The sequence below is a fragment of the Acinetobacter geminorum genome, assembly GCF_013009345.1.
Lineage (GTDB): Bacteria > Pseudomonadota > Gammaproteobacteria > Pseudomonadales > Moraxellaceae > Acinetobacter > Acinetobacter geminorum.
Genome location: NZ_JABELE010000004.1, coordinates 165,884 through 185,991 on the forward strand (window position 1 = coordinate 165,884; position 20,108 = coordinate 185,991).

The 20,108-nt window shown below is 38.6% G+C and carries 16 protein-coding genes; 15 read left to right on the forward strand and 1 reads right to left on the reverse strand.

Features of this window, described 5'->3' with window-relative positions; genetic code table 11:
• Nucleotides 1–8 precede the first annotated feature (8 nt).
• The 15 genes from nirB to HJG58_RS05490 all read left to right on the forward strand — a co-directional run bounded on the left by nirB (nucleotide 9) and on the right by HJG58_RS05490 (nucleotide 18,688).
• On the forward strand, nucleotides 9–2,555 hold the full coding sequence (nirB, locus tag HJG58_RS05420; protein ID WP_216076516.1) for a nitrite reductase large subunit NirB: 2,547 nt from the start codon (nucleotides 9–11) through the stop codon (nucleotides 2,553–2,555).
• Nucleotides 2,556–2,567: 12 nt separating this feature from the next.
• Nucleotides 2,568–4,190 carry a nitrite reductase small subunit NirD gene (gene nirD, locus HJG58_RS05425; protein WP_170248191.1) on the forward strand — a complete coding sequence of 541 codons (1,623 nt, stop codon included), beginning with the start codon at nucleotides 2,568–2,570 and terminating at the stop codon, nucleotides 4,188–4,190.
• 18 nt (nucleotides 4,191–4,208) lie between these two features.
• Nucleotides 4,209–6,989 carry a nitrate reductase gene (locus HJG58_RS05430; RefSeq protein WP_170248192.1) on the forward strand — a complete coding sequence of 927 codons (2,781 nt, stop codon included), beginning with the start codon at nucleotides 4,209–4,211 and terminating at the stop codon, nucleotides 6,987–6,989.
• On the forward strand, nucleotides 6,986–7,615 hold the full coding sequence (gene mobA / locus HJG58_RS05435) for a molybdenum cofactor guanylyltransferase (protein WP_057086238.1): 630 nt from the start codon (nucleotides 6,986–6,988) through the stop codon (nucleotides 7,613–7,615). The genes HJG58_RS05430 and mobA overlap by 4 nt, the downstream gene beginning before the upstream one ends.
• A 119-nt stretch (nucleotides 7,616–7,734) precedes the next feature.
• Nucleotides 7,735–8,511, forward strand: a complete 777-nt coding sequence (locus tag HJG58_RS18985) for a hypothetical protein (protein WP_309171089.1) — start codon at nucleotides 7,735–7,737, stop codon at nucleotides 8,509–8,511.
• A 46-nt stretch (nucleotides 8,512–8,557) separates the two neighbouring features.
• Nucleotides 8,558–9,343 carry a hypothetical protein gene (locus HJG58_RS18990; protein ID WP_235944466.1) on the forward strand — a complete coding sequence of 262 codons (786 nt, stop codon included), beginning with the start codon at nucleotides 8,558–8,560 and terminating at the stop codon, nucleotides 9,341–9,343.
• 379 nt (nucleotides 9,344–9,722) lie between these two features.
• Nucleotides 9,723–10,106 (forward strand): hypothetical protein, encoded by a 384-nt coding sequence (locus HJG58_RS05450; RefSeq protein ID WP_170248193.1) that lies wholly within the window; start codon nucleotides 9,723–9,725, stop codon nucleotides 10,104–10,106.
• Between the two features lie 242 nt (nucleotides 10,107–10,348).
• On the forward strand, nucleotides 10,349–11,137 hold the full coding sequence (locus tag HJG58_RS05455; protein WP_170248194.1) for a hypothetical protein: 789 nt from the start codon (nucleotides 10,349–10,351) through the stop codon (nucleotides 11,135–11,137).
• 383 nt (nucleotides 11,138–11,520) lie between these two features.
• Nucleotides 11,521–13,794, forward strand: a complete 2,274-nt coding sequence (locus HJG58_RS05460; RefSeq protein ID WP_170248195.1) for a molybdopterin-dependent oxidoreductase — start codon at nucleotides 11,521–11,523, stop codon at nucleotides 13,792–13,794.
• A 226-nt stretch (nucleotides 13,795–14,020) separates the two neighbouring features.
• Complete coding sequence (moaA, locus tag HJG58_RS05465) at nucleotides 14,021–15,061, forward strand: GTP 3',8-cyclase MoaA (RefSeq protein WP_170248196.1); 1,041 nt, start codon at nucleotides 14,021–14,023, stop codon at nucleotides 15,059–15,061.
• Nucleotides 15,062–15,316: a MoaD/ThiS family protein gene (locus tag HJG58_RS05470; RefSeq protein ID WP_170248197.1), complete on the forward strand. Its 255-nt coding sequence runs from the start codon at nucleotides 15,062–15,064 to the stop codon at nucleotides 15,314–15,316. It abuts the gene before it with no gap.
• Between the two features lie 3 nt (nucleotides 15,317–15,319).
• Entirely contained in the window at nucleotides 15,320–15,805 is a 486-nt protein-coding gene (locus tag HJG58_RS05475; RefSeq protein ID WP_170248198.1) for a molybdenum cofactor biosynthesis protein MoaE, read from the forward strand.
• 23 nt (nucleotides 15,806–15,828) lie between these two features.
• Nucleotides 15,829–16,752 (forward strand): bifunctional molybdenum cofactor biosynthesis protein MoaC/MoaB, encoded by a 924-nt coding sequence (gene moaCB / locus HJG58_RS05480; RefSeq protein ID WP_000799987.1) that lies wholly within the window; start codon nucleotides 15,829–15,831, stop codon nucleotides 16,750–16,752.
• Nucleotides 16,752–17,987, forward strand: coding sequence for a molybdopterin molybdotransferase MoeA (locus HJG58_RS05485; protein WP_170248199.1), 1,236 nt, complete (start codon nucleotides 16,752–16,754; stop codon nucleotides 17,985–17,987). The genes moaCB and HJG58_RS05485 overlap by 1 nt, the downstream gene beginning before the upstream one ends.
• Before the next feature lie 218 nt (nucleotides 17,988–18,205).
• Nucleotides 18,206–18,688: a winged helix-turn-helix transcriptional regulator gene (locus HJG58_RS05490; RefSeq protein ID WP_032053986.1), complete on the forward strand. Its 483-nt coding sequence runs from the start codon at nucleotides 18,206–18,208 to the stop codon at nucleotides 18,686–18,688.
• Between the two features lie 16 nt (nucleotides 18,689–18,704).
• Here the strand turns inward: HJG58_RS05490 and HJG58_RS05495 are convergent, their stop codons facing one another.
• Nucleotides 18,705–20,096 carry an aminotransferase-like domain-containing protein gene (locus tag HJG58_RS05495; RefSeq protein ID WP_170248200.1) on the reverse strand — a complete coding sequence of 464 codons (1,392 nt, stop codon included), beginning with the start codon at nucleotides 20,094–20,096 and terminating at the stop codon, nucleotides 18,705–18,707.
• Nucleotides 20,097–20,108: the final 12 nt, after the last annotated feature.

The window sequence follows — 20,108 nt, forward strand, 5'->3', positions numbered from 1 at the left end:
GAAACACTATGAAATTGGTAATGATTGGTCATGGTATGGTGGGCCACAAATTCATCGAAGCCATTTTAGAAAAAGCAGATGATGAATTGGAAATCACGATTCTTGCAGAAGAACCTCGTATCGCATATGACCGCGTACATTTGACAGAATATTTCTCTGGGAAATCGGCAAAAGATTTATCTTTAGCACGTTTTGATTTTGCCGATGCGTATGGCATTGACCTGCGTTTAAATACTAAAGCAGTGGCGATTGATATGACTGCACAAACCGTAACAACCAATCATGGTGATGTGATTAGCTATGACAAGTTGGTGCTGGCGACTGGTTCATATGCATTTGTTCCGCCAATTCCGGGTAATGACCGCGAGAACTGCTTTGTTTACCGTACCATTGAAGATCTAGATGCCATTCGTGCAGCAAGTTTAAAGGCTAAAACAGGCGTAGTAATTGGCGGTGGTTTACTTGGACTTGAGGCAGCCAAAGCATTACGTGATTTAGATTTAGAAACACACGTTGTTGAGTTTGCACCACGTTTGATGGCAGTTCAAATTGATGATTTAGGAGGCAAGGTTTTACGCCGTAAAATTGAAGATTTAGGTGTAAAAGTCCATACACAAAAAGCGACTCAGTCTATTGAGTCTGGGGTAAATACCACTCATGTGATGAAGTTTGCCGACGGTAGTGAACTCGAAACTGATGTGATTTTATTCTCTGCGGGGATCCGCCCACGTGATGAGCTTGCGCGCAACAGTGGGCTTGCGATTGGTGAGCGTGGCGGTATTGTAATTAATGATTATTGCCAAACATCAGATCAAAACATTTATGCCATTGGTGAATGTGCGCTTTGGCAAAATAAAATTTATGGCTTGGTTGCACCGGGCTATGACATGGCGCGTATTGCAGCAAAACACATTTTAGATGAAGAGTGTCATTGCTTCGCTGGCGCAGACATGAGCACCAAGTTGAAGTTGATGGGCGTTGATGTTGCTTCTGTTGGTGATGCACATGCTATGACCCCAGGTGCATTAAGCTATTTCTATGCAGATGAACATGCACTGGTTTATAAAAAGATTGTTGTAAATGCCAACAAAACCAAATTGCTTGGCGCGGTTTTAGTGGGTGATGCCAAAGAATACAACGACCTTTTACAAATGATGTTGAATGGTCTGGCTTTACCGGAAGTGCCTGAAAGTTTAATCATGCCGGGTTTTGAGCAATCAGCAGGTAAGTCTAGTGGTAGCGGTGTGGATTTACTGCCAGACAGCGCAACAATCTGCTCATGTAATAACGTATCAAAAGCGGACATCTGCCAAGCAATTAGTGATGGTTCGACCTCTTTAGGTGCATTAAAGAAATGCACCAAAGCAGCAACAGCATGTGGTGGTTGTGCACCATTAGTGACTCAAGTATTGAAGTCAGAGTTACAACGTCAAGGTGTGACTGTTAATAATCACATTTGCGAACACTTTCCGTACTCGCGTCAAGAGTTGTATCACTTGGTTCGTGTCAATGAAATCAAGACATTTGATGATTTGATTGATCAACATGGTCATGGTTTAGGTTGTGATATTTGTAAACCAGCGGCAGCAAATATTTTGGCATCTTGCTGGAATGATTTCGTACTTAAGCCAAGTCATGCAGGTCTGCAAGACAGTAACGACTACTACCTAGGTAACATTCAAAAAGATGGCTCTTACTCAATTGTACCGCGTATGGCAGGCGGGGAAGTCACTCCGGATGGCTTAATTGCGATTGGTCAAATTGCGAAGAAATATAACTTGTACACCAAAATTACTGGTGGTCAACGTGTTGATATGTTTGGCGCGCAAGTTCATGAGCTTCCATTTATTTGGGAAGAGTTAAATGCTGCGGGCTTTGAGTCTGGTCATGCCTATGGTAAGTCGTTGCGTACAGTGAAATCTTGTGTAGGTAGCACTTGGTGCCGTTACGGGGTAGATAACTCGGTTGGTTTGGCGATTGAACTTGAAAACCGCTACAAAGGTTTACGTTCACCGCATAAATTAAAAATGGCCGTGTCTGGCTGTACTCGTGAGTGTGCGGAAGCACAAGGTAAAGACGTTGGTATTATCGCGACCGAAAAAGGTTGGAACCTTTATGTATGTGGTAATGGTGGTATGAAACCACGTCATGCAGAGTTACTTGCATCTGACCTTGATAAAGCAACACTCATCCGTTACATCGACCGTTTCTATATGTTCTACATCCAAACAGCAGACCGTTTACAACGTACGAGTGTATGGCGCGACAACATGGAAGGTGGCTTAGATTACCTTAAATCTGTAGTTGTGGATGATTCACTTGGTTTGGCTGCCGAGCTTGAGCGCCGTATGGAACATATTATTGGTACATATCAAGACGAATGGCGTACTGCGGTGGAAAATCCTGAAGTTCGCAAACGCTTCCAAACGTATATCAACGCAGGTGCAAATGAACAGGCTGATCCGCACATTCAATTTACAACTGAACGTGGTCAAATCCGCCCATTAACTGAAGCTGAACGTTCAGAAGACCGTATTCCAATGGTTGAAGCATAAAGGAGAGTTTCTATGAATATTGTACAAGACAAAAATATGCTTCCTGATGATCAATGGATTGATGTGTGTGCGCTCGATGATTTAACCCCAAACACTGGCGCGGGTGCGCTCGTGGCTGGACAGGCTGTTGCGATTTTCCGTGTAGGACATGAAAAACGTGTTTACGTGCTGAGCAATAAAGATCCGTTTAGCCAAGCGAATGTGATGAGCCGTGGGATTATCGGAGATTTACAAGGTGAGCGTGTCATTGCATCGCCAATCTATAAACAACATTTTAGTTTGGCAACGGGTCGTTGTTTAGAAGATAAAGACCAAAAATTGGCGGTCTATCCGAGCAAAATTGTTGATGGTCGTGTTTGGGTCAATGCGGTGCCGCAAAAAACTTATATTACCAATACAGGTGTATCACAAGACAAACTTAAACTGGTGCTGATCGGGAATGGTTTGGCTGGGATGCGTTGTCTGGAAGATTTACTTGATATGGCGCCAGATCGTTATGAAGTTACGGTGATTGGTGAAGAACCATGGGGTAACTATAACCGTATTATGTTGTCTCCAGTTTTATCGGGTGAAAAAACCATTGAAGATATTATGCTGCACCCACCAAAGTGGTATGACGATAAAGGCATTAAATTTATTGCCGGTGATAAAGCCGTAAAAATTGATCGTCCGCGTAAAGTGGTTTACACCGAAAAAGGCCAGACAGTTGATTATGACCGTTTGATTCTGGCAACAGGCTCGGCCCCATTTATTCCACCAGTTCAAGGTGTTGACCTAAAAGGTGTTTTAACTTTCCGCGATATTTATGACGTTAACACGATGATTGAATACTGTGGTTCAAAAACTAATGCAGTCGTGATTGGTGGCGGTTTACTCGGTTTAGAAGCGGCGTACGGTTTAAAACAACGCGGTATGAATGTGACTGTGTTGCATTTGATGGATCGCATCATGGAGCGTCAACTTGATGGGCGTGCAAGTCATTTACTTCGTCATAGTATTGAGCAAAAAGGTATTCATATTATTACCGAAGCAAATACAGAAGCGTTAATTGGTGATGAAAACGGTCATGTGAAGCAAATCCGTTTGAAAGATGGCATAGTGTTAGATACTGACCTTGTGGTGTTCGCTGTGGGTATCCGTCCGAATATTGCTTTGGCACAAAGTGCAGGATTACGTTGCAATCGTGGTGTATTGGTAAATGACACCATGCAAACATTTGACCCAAGTATTTATGCAGTGGGTGAGTGTATTGAACATCGTGGTCAAACTTTTGGTTTGGTTGAGCCACTATGGGGCCAAGCTTTTATTTGCGCGACCCATTTGGCAGAACACGGCAGCTTAACTTTTAAAGCTCCGACCGTACCGACTCAGTTAAAGGTGAGTGGAGTCGATGTATTCTCGGCGGGTAACTTTGAGCCGAAAGATGATTATGAAGACATTATCCTGAACGATGAAAAACGCCAGATTTATAAGCGTATTATCATTCAAAGCGATCGAGTAATCGGTGCAGTATTGTTTGGTGATACCGAAGATGGCATGTGGTATGCAGAGTTAATTGCAGACCAAACACCTGTTTCTTCATTCAGAAATAAACTGCTATTTGGTCGAGATTTTGCATTAAAAAATGCAGGCTAAATAGGGAAAGGAGCAGTTATGAATAGTATTCCAAGCGTTGAAATCGATAGCTCCGATCATGTTGCAAAAACAATCAAAACAACATGTCCATATTGTGGGGTGGGCTGTGGTGTTAGCGTAAACGTCCAACAAAAACCTCAAGGACCTGTGGTGCAAGTTGAGGGGGATGCTGAGCATCCTTCCAACTTTGGACGCTTATGTATTAAAGGTAGCCGACTTGCGGATACTTTGGGGTTAGAAACACGTCTACTTCAACCGATGTTTGGTCGTAAGCCACATCGGACTGTAACCACATGGGATGCGGCAATTAACAAGATCGCTGATAAATTCCAATCTTGTATCGACCAATATGGTCGTGACAGCATTGCATTTTATGTTTCAGGTCAGCTTTTGACTGAAGACTATTATGTGGTGAACAAGTTTGTAAAAGGCTATTTGGGCACTGCAAATATCGACACCAATTCACGACTTTGTATGTCATCTGCGGTGGCAGGTCACAAACGTAGTTTCGGTGAAGATATTGTCCCTGCAAGTTATGAAGATTTTGAACATGCAGATATGGTGGTATTGGTCGGTTCTAATACCGCATGGTGCCATCCTGTGCTATATCAGCGGATTATGCAGGCTAAAAGCCAAAATCCAGATATGTTTGTGGTGGTAATTGACCCACGTTTTACTAGTACCTGTGAACAAGCGGATTTACATTTACCGATTTTACCGGGCCAAGATGTCGCATTGTTTAATGGCTTATTTCAATACTTATATCAAAATGGTCATGCCGATCAGGCTTTTGTTGATGCTTATACCGAAGGTTTGCAAGGAGTTTTGGCAAGCAGTCAGCCAGAAGCCGATATTGAATATGTAGCAAAGCGTACGGGAATTGCACTCGATAAGCTGCAACAGTTCTTTGAGAAATTTGCTCAAACTGAAAAAGTGGTAACACTATTTTCAATGGGTGTGAATCAATCAAGTCAGGGCGTAAATAAAGCCAACAGTATTATTAATTGCCATTTACTAACAGGCAAAATTGGAAAGCTTGGTGCTGCACCATTTTCAATGACAGGCCAACCCAATGCGATGGGCGGCCGTGAAGTGGGTGGCTTGGCAAATATGCTAGCAGCTCACATGGACTTAGATAACCCACTGCATCAAAAAGTCGTGCAAACCTTTTGGGATAGCCCATTTATTGCTAATCAAGCAGGTTTAAAAGCAGTTGATTTGTTCCGTGCTGTTGAATCAGGAAAAATTAAAGCCATCTGGATTATGGCAACTAATCCAGTTGTGAGTTTGCCAGATGCAGACCAAGTCAAACGTGCATTAGAAAAATGCGAGCTGGTCGTGGTGTCAGATATTTGTGCAGATACAGATACGACAGCATATGCTGATATTTTACTTCCTGCTTTAGGTTGGGGAGAAAAAGACGGTACTGTAACTAACTCCGAACGCCGTATCTCTCGTCAGCGTGCTTTCCTACCTGCTCCAGGTGAAGCAAAAGCAGACTGGTGGTTAGTGAGCCAAGTTGCGAAAAAATTAGGCTTTAATGGTTTTGACTTTGCTGGGCCTAGTGACATCTTTAATGAGCATGCCGCACTATCTGCACAAGATAATGTAGATATAGATGCGCGTGAAGAAAGTAGTATTTTTCGTTATTTCAACCTTAAAGGTTTGATGAACTTAAATACTGCTGAGTACGATGCTTTGCAACCTATACAATGGCCAGTGTGGGATAAAACCCAAGATGCTAAAGCCGTTCAGCAACTGTTTGGCAAGGGCCAATTTAGCTATAAAAATGCGAAGGCAAAACTGATTCCAACGGTCGCAATTGATCCGATTCATGCAGTTTCAGAAGACTATCCACTCATTTTGAACACTGGCCGTATTCGTGATCAGTGGCATACTATGACCCGTACTGGCTTGTCAGCAAACTTAACCAGTCACCGTGCAGAACCATTCTGTGAGATTCATCCGAGCGATGCGTTAAAGTTTGGTGTGCGTGATCAAGGTTTGGTTGAAGTTCGTTCAAAGTGGGGCAGTTGTGTATTACGTGTGACATTCTCATCGGGTGTACGTCGTGGGCAAATTTTTGCACCGATTCACTGGACTGAACAAGTTGCCTCCGACGCTCGTATTGGTAAAGTGGTTAACCCAGAAGTTGATGCAATTTCAGGCGAGCCTGAGTTTAAACATACGCCTGTCACCATTCAGCCGTTCTATACCACTTGGCAAGGTGTGCTCTATGTTCGGGAAGGATATGATTCGCATATCCAACAATCGCTACATCACTGTGCATGGTGGACTAAGGTCAAAATGGTTAAAACCAACCGTTATGAACTTGCAGACCGCCAAACTTTTCATGATACTCAAAAGAACCTGAAAAATTTCTTACCATTTGCCGATGAAACTTTTGAATGGTTAAGTATTGAAGATATCTCTTCACAACTGAGCCATAGTGTTATTTTGAAAGATGGCATTGTAATTGCAAGCTTATATATTGCACCGCCAGATTTATTGCCAGATCGTGATTGGGTTGCGAGTCTGTTTAAACGAGAACGTTTGAGCGCCTTGCACCGAAAAGCTTTACTTGCGGGTATGCCAATGTCGGCTACTAATAATGATGGGCCTTTGGTGTGTAGTTGTTTTAAAGTAGGTAAGAATAAAATTATCGACGTGATAAAAACACAAAACATTACCCATGAAAAACAGGTTACTGCATGTTTAAAAGCAGGTGGGAACTGTGGTTCATGTTTACCTGAGATTCGTGGCTTGATTAAAGTTTGCCAACAAGAGGTGGAAGTGTGAATAAGGGATATCCCGTAACTGATCTGGTCATTTTGGCGGGTGGACAAGCCCGCCGTATGAATGGTTTAAATAAGCTGTTACAGCAATTTGATGGCGATACGCAACTACTCAAAATTCATCAAAAACTAAAGTCATCTGTATCTGAAATTTGGGTAAATAGTCATCGTGATTATTCGATTTATCAAAGTATTGTGCCTGATATTAAGTGTTTTCAAGATGATGCTTCCGGTTTTTTCGGTCCACTTATGGGCATGAAAAGCGCATGGTCACATGTAAAAGCAGATTATGTTTTGTTTATTCCTTGTGATGTGACGTATATACCTACGCAAGTCGTTGCGAAATTACACAGCGCACTACGCAAAAATAAACAAGCTCAGGCAGCCTATGTTTCAATTAATGGAGATGCTTTATATCCATTTTGCTTATTAAAGCGTGAAAGCCTGATTACGATACGAGAGCAAATTGACAAACAACGATTAAGTTTGAAAGAGTGCTTTAAACTTTTACATGCACAAGTCGCCGTATTTCAAAAACAAAACTTATTTTTTCATAGCATTAACTCTTTGGATGAGCTCCAACAATATAAACAAATCAATGCTTTTAAAGAGATATTTACAGCAAGTTAGACATTATATTCTATCAATTTACAAAGTAAGGTGCATTTTATTTAATCAGATTAATCATTATTTATAAGTATATTTATTTCTGTTAATTTACATTTTTTACATTACGGGAAAATATTGTAGTGGATACCAATAAAATTGAAGAAACTAAAGAAAAGTCAAAATTCCCATATATGCTTATATTCACGATAGTGTACTTAGCAATGGTTATTTTATATTGCCTTTTAGATGTGAAGGGGATGAGAACTTTAAGACCAAATGAGTGGGGAGATTTTTTAGCTGGCTTCTTTGCACCTTTAGTATTTATGTGGCTAATTTATGGTTATCACCAACAAGGCAAAGAATTAAGTCTACAAATAGAAGAATTATCTAATAGTGTGGCGCAACAGAAAAGCTTAGCAATTACGGCTCAACAAGAATTAGATTTATTAATAGATAGAGAAAAGAGGCAAACAGAATTAGAAATCATTAATGCTCAGCCCTATTTCCATGTAAAAGATTTTGAAATTAAACAATTACAGACTCATGGTGCTCTATGTTTTATTTTCTCATTTAATTTAAAAAATAGTCGAAATCTATGCAGAAGTCTTTTTACAATGTATTCAAAAGATTATGTAAATAATCAACTCGTATGGGAAGGGGCTGATTTTTTACCAACTGATTTAGAAAAAGGAATAAATATTAATTTTAACATTCATTCCCGCTATGTCATTGATGAAAGGGAAGATATATCAGTTCTTTACTTAAAATTTTTTTATACTGATGCAATTGATGTAATAAGAATTCAAATTTTAAAAATCACTATAGATCATAATCAAATACTACCTCAATTAAATGTTCCTTATGCAATTTCATGGTTGCATAATAAAAACTTTACAGATGATCCTAATTATTATTAATTACATAAGTGATCTATTTTTAATCAATTAACGAGTAATGAATTCCATGGAAAACCCAGTACCACCTAAACAGCCATTCTATAAAACTTGGGTATTTTACAAAAAATGGACTTTTTGGGTAGTTGTTATTTATCTAAGTTTGGTTGTTATACATACCGTATGTTTAATATTCAGTAAAGGAGAAAATCGTCTTCTTAATTCGAATGAACTAGGGGATTTTTTAGCTGGTGTATTTGCTCCATTAGCTTTCCTTTTCCTTTATTTAGGATATTTACAACAAGGTAAAGAACTAAAAATTAGTAATGAAGCTTTTAATAAGCAATGTGAAGAACTTAAAAATAGTGTGGAACAGCAATCTAAATTAGTAAGTTTTCAACAGCAAGAAATTCAAGCTAAATATTTTGCAGCAAAACCTTTTCTAGAAATTAATCACGTTCGATATAGCTTTGAGGTAGAAGGAGGTAATACTATTCTGATTGATGGTGTTCCAGAATTTCAAGAACCAGAAGAAGTACTTAGATTAATATTTGAAATTAAGAATTTGGGTGAAGTTGCAAAACATATAACTGTTACTGACAGTAATAAAATGATTCAGTTAGATTCTACTTATGAAATTAAGAAAGATGGTACTGTAACTATTGTTTGTTACGTAGATGTTGATTATGTTGAGGAATTAATTGAACAACGTGCAGTTGAGTTTTATCTCGTTGTTAAATATTCCGATATATACGGAAGTAAATATAGAGACCTTTTAGTTGTCAAATTTTTTGAATATGATGGGCATGAAGATGCCCAAGTAAACGTCAGAATAGTGAAAAGAGATTATAAATAGTTTCTTCTCAAAAAATTAATCAAATACCCCCTTTTTCTTGATACCACTCATAATCATCAAAATTTAACTCTATCTCATCCTTAGATGTGATAGGGGTATCCCAATTTTATAAGCTCCTTTTTCAATTAGTTATGACACGAGGTATTGCTTATAACTAATCCAATTAATATTGGCTTGGTTTTCATTCTTTCGTCTACTGCAAAATTTTTTTATTTCTGATAGCCTGCATAACAGTGGGTACAGTAACAAGAATTAGCCCAGGTAATCCATTATCCAAGAGGGTAATTATTGTTCAAACAAGAGTTGCTATATCTCATTTTTGAATTATTAAATTTTTATTACTAAAGCTGAAAAATTCCAGCTATTTAGGAGAAATATGATGGGGTGGGAAATTCCAATTTTTCGTATCAGTGTAAATGGAAATCCAAGAGTTCTTGCATATTTGAGGCCTATTGCTTCTGAAGGATTTGTTGATGAATTGGTTTATATATATGAGCTTGTAAATAGTTCATTGATTGAATATTTTAAAGCTGAAAAATTAGAATATAAGCCTGAAGAATTAAGGTTGTGTTTTTTGAGTCAACAAGTTGATAGTTATAAACTTTGGCAGCCTCCAAAGCTAGGTTCTCAAGAAAATATTCATTTTATTTATAGTTTCGGGATTCATAACCTTCCTAGAGTGACTGCAATTGAAGTTCCGCATATCCCTGAAAATTTTCCACATATTTTCTGGGAGAAATCTGAAGAAACTACCAACATATAACAAGACTAAACCAATCATCATAGCCATCTAAATTTCGCTCTATCTTATCTGTTGATGGGATCGGAGTGAAACTAGTCATACGGGCTAACTGCATTCAATTTTGTGAGCCTGCAATAACTTTATATAATAACGAGGCTAATCTTATGGTAATCGGATACCAAAGGGGAGTGTTCCAACAGTTTCATTACCTCATTTTAAATTAGTGGATTTTTTAAACTTAATGATAAGGCAGAAATGATTCCATGCAGAATCCAACACCACAAAAAACACCGTTCTCTAAATCATGGATATTTGGGGCATTAATTTATGGTTTACTTATTTTAGGCTATAACTTAGCTTTTATTTTTATTGATCCAGAAAAGAAAGTTCTTCTTACATCAAATGAATTGGGGGATTTTCTAGCTGGTGTTTTTGCACCCTTAGCATTCTTATTTTTGTATTTAGGATATAAGCAACAAGGTCGAGAGTTACAACAAAATACACATGCTTTAAACCTTCAGGCTCAAGAATTACAAAATAGTGTTGAACAACAAAGATTGTTAGCTGAGGCAACAATTGATGACTTAAATATAACGAAGGAACAAATCCAAACTCAAAGAAGAAAAGAACTTATCGAAGCTCAACCATTTTGGCATTTTTCAGTTCCAAGAGTTTTTAAAGAAAGACCAGATAATGTGTTCGGTACGAAGATAGCTGATTCAAGTTTTAAAAATATTATTATTTCTGCTAGCTTAGATAATAGTAGAGCTATTGCTAGAGAGGTTTCAGTTTCTGTTTTAAAATCTGATGAGGTTGTCCAGCAATTTAAATATCAAACATTTGAAAAATTATCTAAACCACAGAACGTTAGTATCCGCTTACCTTACCCTGATTGTTTTGATGTTAATAATGAGCTGAAATTAAAATACGCTATTATTTATCTTGATGCTTTAGACAACCCCCAATATCAAAATTTTGAAGTTATAGCTCGAAAAAAGACAGAAACAGAAACTCAATATTCTAGAGTTGATCGAACTGAGCGCTCATATTAAATCCAGCCAGCCGAACTAAACCAGTCATCATAATTATCAAATTTTAACTCTATCTCATCCTTAGATGGGATAGGGGTAAACTCAATCTTACAAACTAAATGTAAACTAGTGAACCAAGCTAGAATTAATGCAACAGCATCATCTCCATGTTTGTTTTCATTATTGTAATACCTAAGTTCATTTGAAATTTGTGATTGATATATAAATTCTTTTTAAAATTCTGAAATATGTGTCAAAAATCTCACATCAATTGTCATTTAACGATTGGCCGAGTGAACCACATTTTTAATCTTTATGAGGTTGACTATTTATTGTTTAAGTTCTATTTTGGAACTTGTTATTTTCATTCTAGCCAGATGTATAAAAATAAATGGAGCCAGAAAATGATGGACGCAGCTCAGCAAAGTAAAACAGATGTGACCGCATGTATCTTATGTTCTAGAAACTGCGGTTTAAGTGTCGAAATTAAAGATAACCAGTTTGTCAAAATTAAAGGTGATCCCGAACATCCTTTTTCTCAAGGTTACATTTGCCAAAAAGCTGCCAGATTACAGCATTACCAGCAACATGCAGACCGTTTGACTACACCTTTAAAACGTCAACCTGATGGATCATTTCAAGAAGTGAGTTGGGATATAGCCATACAAGAAATTGCTGATCGTTTAGTACAGATTAGAGATACTTTTGGCGGCACTGCTTTTGCTTCTGTTGGGGGCGGTGGTCAGGGCAACCACCTCGGCGCAGCGTATGGTCGACAACTTTTGTTGGCCATGAAAAGTTATTATGCCTACAACTCACTTGCTCAAGAAAAAACAGGTGATTTCTGGCTCAATGGCCGCCTATTCGGTAGTCAGGCTTGCCATACCACAGAAGATGTTGAACACGCAGATTATGTACTTTTCATTGGGACAAATCCTTTTCAGGCCCATGGCATTCCTAACGCAAGAGATACCCTAAAACATATTAAGAAAGATCCGAATCGAACCATGGTCGTGTTTGACCCGCGTGTTACCGAAACGGCCAAACAAGCAGACATTCATGTGCAGCTAAAACCAGGGACTGATGCTTTTTTAATGTCGGCTATGATTGCGATCATTATTAAAGAAAAGCTTTATGACGAAGTATTTATTGAGCAACATACGCAAGGATTTGACGATGTAAAAACAGCATTTATTCGATTTCCAATTGAAGACTATATTGCCAAAGCTGATGTTCCAGTCGATTTGATTTACCAAGTCGTTCGAGATTTTGCAAAGGCAAAAAGAGGCTGTGTACGTATTGATTTAGGTATTCAACATACTTTAAATACTACCTTAAACGGATATTTAGAAAAACTACTGTACTTACTGACTGGAAACTTTGGAAAACAAGGTACCAATAATTTGCATACCATGTTTATTCCAATCTTAAGCGATACAGATGAAAGAAAGCCGAAATATCGTCGTAGTGTTTACCATAAAATGTTTCCGATTTCCGGATTTTTCCCGCCTAATATTTTACCCGATGAAATCTTAAAAGCAGGGGAAAAGCGAATTCGTGCTGTGTTTGTAGATAGTTGTAATCCACTATTAACCTATCCTGATACACCAGCTTTTGAGGAAGCCTTTAAAGCATTAGATTTATTGGTTGTGGTGGATGTTGCTATGACAGAAACAGCGAGAATTGCAGACTACATTTTGCCGGCTCACACTCAGTTTGAAAAATGGGAATTTACGGGATTTAATCTTGAGTTTCCTAAGAATGGCTTTCACCTAAGACATCCAGTATTGAATGCTCAAGCGAATACTTTGCCGGAACCCGAAATTTATACACGATTACTCGAAGCCATGCAGGTGATTCCAAAACGCTTTCCACTTTTAGAAAAAATAGCTTCAGTCGATTCTAAAAAAACAGCTTATTTACCGTATTTGTCAGCATTAGGACTCACTTTTGCACGGCATAAAAAATATATTCCTTTTGCTGCTTCAATTATCTATCGTACTTTAGGTAAGCAGTTAGAAAACTCGGCTGCTTCAGTTGCTTTTTTATTGCCACTGTCTATTCAATATGCTGTGTTACACACCAACGCGGTACGTCGTGCAGGTTATAAAGGTAATCCATTAACACAAGGTGTCAAATTATTTGAGCAGATATTAAAGCAACGTTCAGGTATGGTTTTATCACAACATGAATATGATGAAGTCTGGAAATTGGTTGCTTATAAAGATAAGAAAGTACGTCTTGCGATTCCCGAAATGTTAAGCGAACTCACAACCTTGAAAAGCCATGAGGTGAATGTTGAAGAATTTCCTTTCATCCTTTTGTCGGGTGAGCGACGTAGTTATAACGCTAATCAAATTTACCGTGACCCTGCTTGGCGAAAAGTAGATGCTGAAGGTGCTTTACGAATTCATCCTGAAGATGCGAGGCAGCTTAATGTAGATGCAGGTGGTCAGCTTAAATGTATTTCAAAACATGGAGAAATTCAGGTAGCTATTGAGTTGGATGATGGGATGAGAAGAGGTGTTGTATCACTTCCACATGGTTATGGCATGCGATTTCAAAATGGTGAACCAATTGGGCCACAATTAAACTTACTTATTTCTGCTGAACATTGTGATCCATTATCTAAAACGCCGTACCATAAATATGTACCCATCCGTCTAGAAAAGTGTTAGAAATAGAATCAAGTAAAACATAGATTTTACCGCGCTATCTCGAGATTTATTTTTAAATTGTTCTTGAGAAGGTACGGTTAAAAACCTATAAAAAGTTAAATATTATGGAAGATAAGTAGAGCTGGAACAAATTTTGCATAAAAAACAAAGCACTATTTAGGCGCAATTTTTTGTATTTGATTGTTCATAATCGGTGCTCGCAATATTTGAACTGTTCTCGATATGAGTGCAAATGATGAAACAATATCACTCTGAAACTGCGCCAAGTCTTCTGCAAGATCAATATGGACGCATCAAGCGTAAGTTACGAATTTCTGTAACTGATCGCTGTAATTTTAAGTGTGTATATTGCATGCCTGAGCATCCTGAATGGTTAAATAAACAGAATTTGCTTAGTTTCGAAGCGCTCTTTCAGTTTTGCAGTTTTATGGTGCAGCAAGGTATCGAAAGTATTCGCATTACGGGTGGTGAACCATTAATGCGTCAAGGAGTTGTTCATTTCATTCGAGATCTACAGTCTTTAAAAAGTTTAGGTTTAAAACGTATATCGATGACTACCAATGGTCATTACCTTGCAAAGTACGCTCAGCAATTAAAAGACGCTGGCCTAGATGATTTAAATATTAGTCTAGATAGCCTAGATCCGATTCAATTTAAAGAACTCACTAAGAAAAAGTTAGAACCAGTTCTTGAGGGTATTCAAGCTGCAAAAGAAGTAGGATTACCTTTTAAAATTAACTGCGTGTTAATGAAAGATAGAAATGATGATCAAATCTTACCTATGGTGAAATGGTCAATTGCTCATCATATTCCTTTGCGTTTTATCGAGTTTATGCCGCTTGATGGTGATGCACTTTGGTCAAATAAAGATGTGGTAAGTGAGGCTGAAATTTTACAGGTATTGCAACCGTATTATTCGGTACAAGTCATCGAGCAGCAACATGAGCCAGCGCGTCAATATCTAATTAACGGTAGCTACCATTTAGGAATTATTTCCACAATTACGCATTCATTTTGCCACCAATGTGACCGTATACGGCTTACCGCAAAAGGCGAACTATATAACTGTTTATTTGCGCCGCAAGGCTTAAATATTAAGCCTCAGCTTCAAACGCTGGTAAGCAAACAACATACTCCAGAATATGGTATGTATATCCAAAAATTAAAGAATTTGGTTCATCCTTATATCTGGCATAAAGCCAAAGGTTTCCATGCCTTACAACATCAACAAACCCGTAAAATCAGCATGCATATGCTTGGGGGATAAATGCAGCAATCTATTCAAATTAAAATCGAATCATTTGGTGCAATTGAAAAATTGCTACCTCAAGATCTTTCGTTAGTTTGTCCAAGCCATATTTTAGTTAAAGATGTATTAGATGAAATTGTTTCATTACACCCGTCATGTACACAGGCGATGGAAAAATGTGCATGTGCTGTTGGCGATAATGTCATAACAAGACAATCGGCCTTAAGTGAGCCGTGTACTTTGGTTTTATTATCACCAGTTGCAGGAGGCTAAGCTATGCGAGATTTTGCCCGTATACAAGAGCAGGCTTTAAGCCTAGATATTTTTGATCCTATTGAAACATTTCCTGAATGTGGTGGAATCGATATTTTTATGGGAACGGTTCGTAACCATCATGAAGGTAAAGCTGTTAAAGCGCTGAAATATACCTCGTATAAACCGCTTTCTGAAAAAATGATACGTGAAATTGAACTGGAAATTGAGAAAAAGTATCAGGTATCTTATGTGCGAGTAGTTCATCGGATTGGATATTTAGATGTTGGCGAAACAGCAATCATTGCCATTGCTTATGCAGCCCACCGCCGTGAAGCTTTTCAAGCATGCGAAGAAGCGGTTGAGCGGGTAAAACATGAAGTTCCTGTGTTTAAAGAAGAGTTCTTTACAGATGGCACGAGTCATTATGTAGAGGGCTGCTGTATTCGTAAGGATGCACCGCACGAACACAAGCATCACCATCATGCCGGCCATGAACACTCACACTGAAATAAGTACGACTAGGATAAATAATGAAAAATGTAGGAATGAAGCCGGAAAGTTATCGTGTTGCTGAAGCACAAGCAATTTTATATGCACCACCGCACTGTATTGAATTATTAAGACAAGGGAATACGGAAAAAGGTGATGCATTAAAAACCGCACGTGTGGCAGGAATTTTGGCAGCAAAACGTACCGATGAGCTGATTCCTTTGTGTCATCCACTGCCTATTTATCGGGCAGATGTTGAATATGAACTAGAACATGATTTTGTAAAGATCGTTGCTGTAGTTGAAACCATTGGTCCAACTGGCGTAGAGATGGAGGCCTTAACGGCTGCAAGTCTTGCAGGGTTAACTATTTACGACATGTTAAAGCCACATTGTGAACCAGAAGAGCTTTGGATGGATCAATGTAAATTGCTTAAGAAAAAAGGTGGAAAATCACACTTTAAGCGCGTTCTTCGTCAGCCTGTTTCTGCTGCTGTTATTGTCTTATCCGATACCGTGGCAGCGGGTAGAAAGCCCGATACTGCTGGAAAATCTGTGGTTGAAACTTTAACCGAAGCAGGATTCGACCCAATTCATTACCAAATTTTGCCAGATGAAGCGGATACTTTAAAAAACTTAGTGCTTGAGTTGAGCAAATCATATGCTTGCATTATGACGGTTGGTGGAACAGGAATTGGTAAGCGTGACATTACAGTTGATACGCTAGAGCCACTTTTAGAGCGTAAGCTAGATGGCTTAATGGAAGCTGCTCGTTCATTTGGACAAAAACGCACGCCATATGCTGCAATGTCACGTGGAGTGGCTGGTTTTATTGATCGTTCTTTAGTGGTGACTTTACCGGGAAGTCGTGGTGGAGCGAGCGAATCAATGGCTGCTATTTTACCTGCCTTAGTTCATATTTTTGATGTTTGCCGTGACTTACCACATCCAGGAGGCTATGAATAATGTCAGGTTGTGGTGCAGAACGTGGTTTGATTAGCATAAATGAAGCACTTGAGCTGATTAGTAACCGACCAAAAAAATTAGGTTCGATTCAGCAACCTCTTCAAAATAGCCTGAATAGGTATCTTGCTAAGGAAATTTATTCAGAAATTAATCTACCAAGCTTTTCTCAGAGTGCTGTAGATGGTTATGCACTTTGTTGTCATGCCGAAGATTTAAACAATCAAAAGTTTCGGGTTATTGGCGAGATTCGTGCTGGAAGCGAAAGTCATGACATTCTGAGTGAAGGTCAGGCAATTCGTATATTTACGGGCGGTAAAATTCCTAAAGGTACAACGCATGTTGCGAGGCAAGAAATCGTATCGGTTGTTTCGCCTCAAGAGATTTGTTTAACGGAGCATATACGACCTCAAGCTGATATTCGTTTTACTGGCGAAGAAATCCAGCAAGGGCAGTTACTTGCACAAGTTGGACAATTTTTGAATATTGGAAGTTTGGCTGCTTTAAGTATGGCAGGTGTGCAAACCGTTGAGGTCTATCGTGCGCCGAAAGTCGCTGTTTTGATCACGGGTGATGAAGTTGCCGAAACAGCAGAAGATCTAGCTGAAGGTAAAATATTTGATGCAAATGGCCCATTACTAAAAGCTTGGTTTGAAGATTATGGCTTGCAGGTTGAACTCATTCATGTGACAGATGAAGCGGCGCAAGTCACGCATTACTTTAATGAGTTAAAAGACAGTCATGATGTCATCATAACCACAGGCGGAGTATCAGTAGGTGATTATGACTTTGTTCGACCATGCGCTTTTGAGACTGGCTTTGAACAGATCTTTTGGAAAGTAAAACAAAAGCCGGGCAAGCCACTCTTTTTTGCTGAATATTCTCACACGGAAAAAGATCACCGTTGTTATTTGCTGGGATTACCGGGTAATCCAGCTGCGGTCTATGTGTCTATGCAGATTTACGGTAAAGCATTACTTGACATTTTGCAGGGAAACTTAGCTGGACCAGAGTGGTTTAGTGCAATTTTAGATCATGATTTAAAAGATGATGCGCGTGAACGTTTTCTACGGATGCATGCTTATTTTGACAATGGACAACTTAAAGTTAAAAGTCTGGCAAAACAGCAATCACACATGCTCAGTAATCTAATACAGGCCAATTGTCTGGTACGAATTCCAGCAAGTGTGAAACTAGAAGCAGGTCATATTTTGAAGGGCGTATTCATCTCAAATTAATGATGAATAATAATAGATATAACTCACTATACAATTGGGTGAGTTATATTTGTTAAGTGAATTCATATAATAGCTTACTATTTTTTTATAATAAAAAATTCTTTTATAAAGTTGATAAGAAGTTATTTTTATAATGAATCTTGCATAATTCGTGGTAAGTGGTTTAGGGTATAAACAATAGGGCCATTAGGCTAGGAAATATCGAGGAACGCATAAAGATGAAATGGGATGACATCGGTGATCAACCTTGTTCGGTTGCTCGTATGCTATCAGTGATTGGCGATCGATGGACGATGCTAATATTACGTAATGCTTTTATGGGAATACGCCGTTTTGACGATTTTCAAAAGTCATTAGGTGTCACTCGTCATGTCCTTTCGGATCGTTTAAAGCGGTTGGTTGAATATGAAATTTTAGTCAAAGCTCCTTATTTTGATCGTCAGGAACGCTTTGAATATAAATTGACTGATAAAGGTTTTGAACTTTATCCAATTATTTTGTCTATGGCGAATTGGGCAGATAAATGGATGGATCAAGGCTTAGGCAAACCTTTAGAATATCGTCATAAAACTTGTGGTCATAAGTTTGAACCAGTCATGGTATGTTCGGTTTGCCGTGAACCTTTACATGCAAAACAAGTTCAAGTTTCAGCTGGGCCGGGTTATTTTGCATATATACAGCAAAAGCAGAAACAAGCTTAATTTCTCTTATTACCAGTCATGAAGACTCTTGTTGAATCGCATCAGCTAGAGTCTTATAGATGTGGTCATGATTTGACTGGGTTACATTAAAGCGGATGAATTGACCAGCATTAGAAGCTTGGCTAAACGCGTTTCCTGGCGCAAGAATAACCTGATGGTTAATACAGTATTTTGCAATTTCTGAAGCTTCAACTCCCTTTGGCAAATGACACCAAACAAAAATTCCCGCTTGTGGCTTAATCCATGGCTTTATACCCAATGGTTCAAGTTTAGTAATAGTATCGTGCATCGCTTTTGCTAAACGAACCTTTAGTAATTCTATATGTTTACGGTACGAGCCATCTGTTAAAGCACTTAATAAAACTTCAGCTGACACGCCATTGTGAGAAAAGCTTGTGGCAATTTTCAGGTCTGTGAGCTGATCAATCCATTCTAGTTTTGCAATGATATAACCACAGCGAATAGATGCTGATAACGTTTTAGAAAAACTTCCAATAAAGATTACACGTGAAAGATTATCCAAAGCAGCAAGTCGAGGAGCAGGGCTATATTCAAAGTCTGAGAAAATATCATCTTCAACAACAATCAAATTTGATTGTTCAATGAGTTTTAATAATTGATGCGCCGTAGAAAGAGAAAGTACTGCACCAGTTGGATTATGAATTCCTGAGTTGGTGATATAAAGACGTGGATTATAAGTTGCAATTGCTTCTTTAAATGCTTCTAAGTCAGGACCTGTTGGTGTGTAGGGAATACCAATAACCTTAACTTGATGAACTTTAAGTAATGCATGAAAGTTAAAATAACAAGGATCATCAATGAGAACGACATCATCGGGCTTTAGTAAAAATCGGCATACTAAATCAATCGCTTGAGTTCCTGAGTCTGTTAAAAGTACTTGATTAAGATTTGCATTGATACCTTTTGCTTGAGCGCGTCTTGCCAGTAAATCACGTAGAGCTGGTAGTCCTAATGGCGTTGAATAACCCATCAAACAATCATCTGGGCTCCTTGCAGCCGACCTTAATGCTTTACGAATACTGTCTAATGGCATCCATTCATCAGGTAACCAACCGCAACCGGGTTTAAAAACATCTGCTTTCGCCTCCAAAGATTGGCGTGAAATCCATAATGGATCGACTGAACGATCTAATTTAGGACCTAATTCGCTTAAAGAAAGAGGGGCAAGCGGACCAACAATATAGAATCCAGACCCACTTCTTGATTCGATTTTGCCTAGAGCAATTAATCTTTCATAGGCTTCTACAACCGTTGATACAGAAAAGCCAAGATTATTTGCTAACTTACGAACAGAAGGCAAGCGTGCTCCAGGCATTAAAGATCGATTTTTTATTTGTTGCTCAATCTCTGAAATGACAATTTCAATTTTGGTTTTGTTCTGGTTCACTGACTTACAATC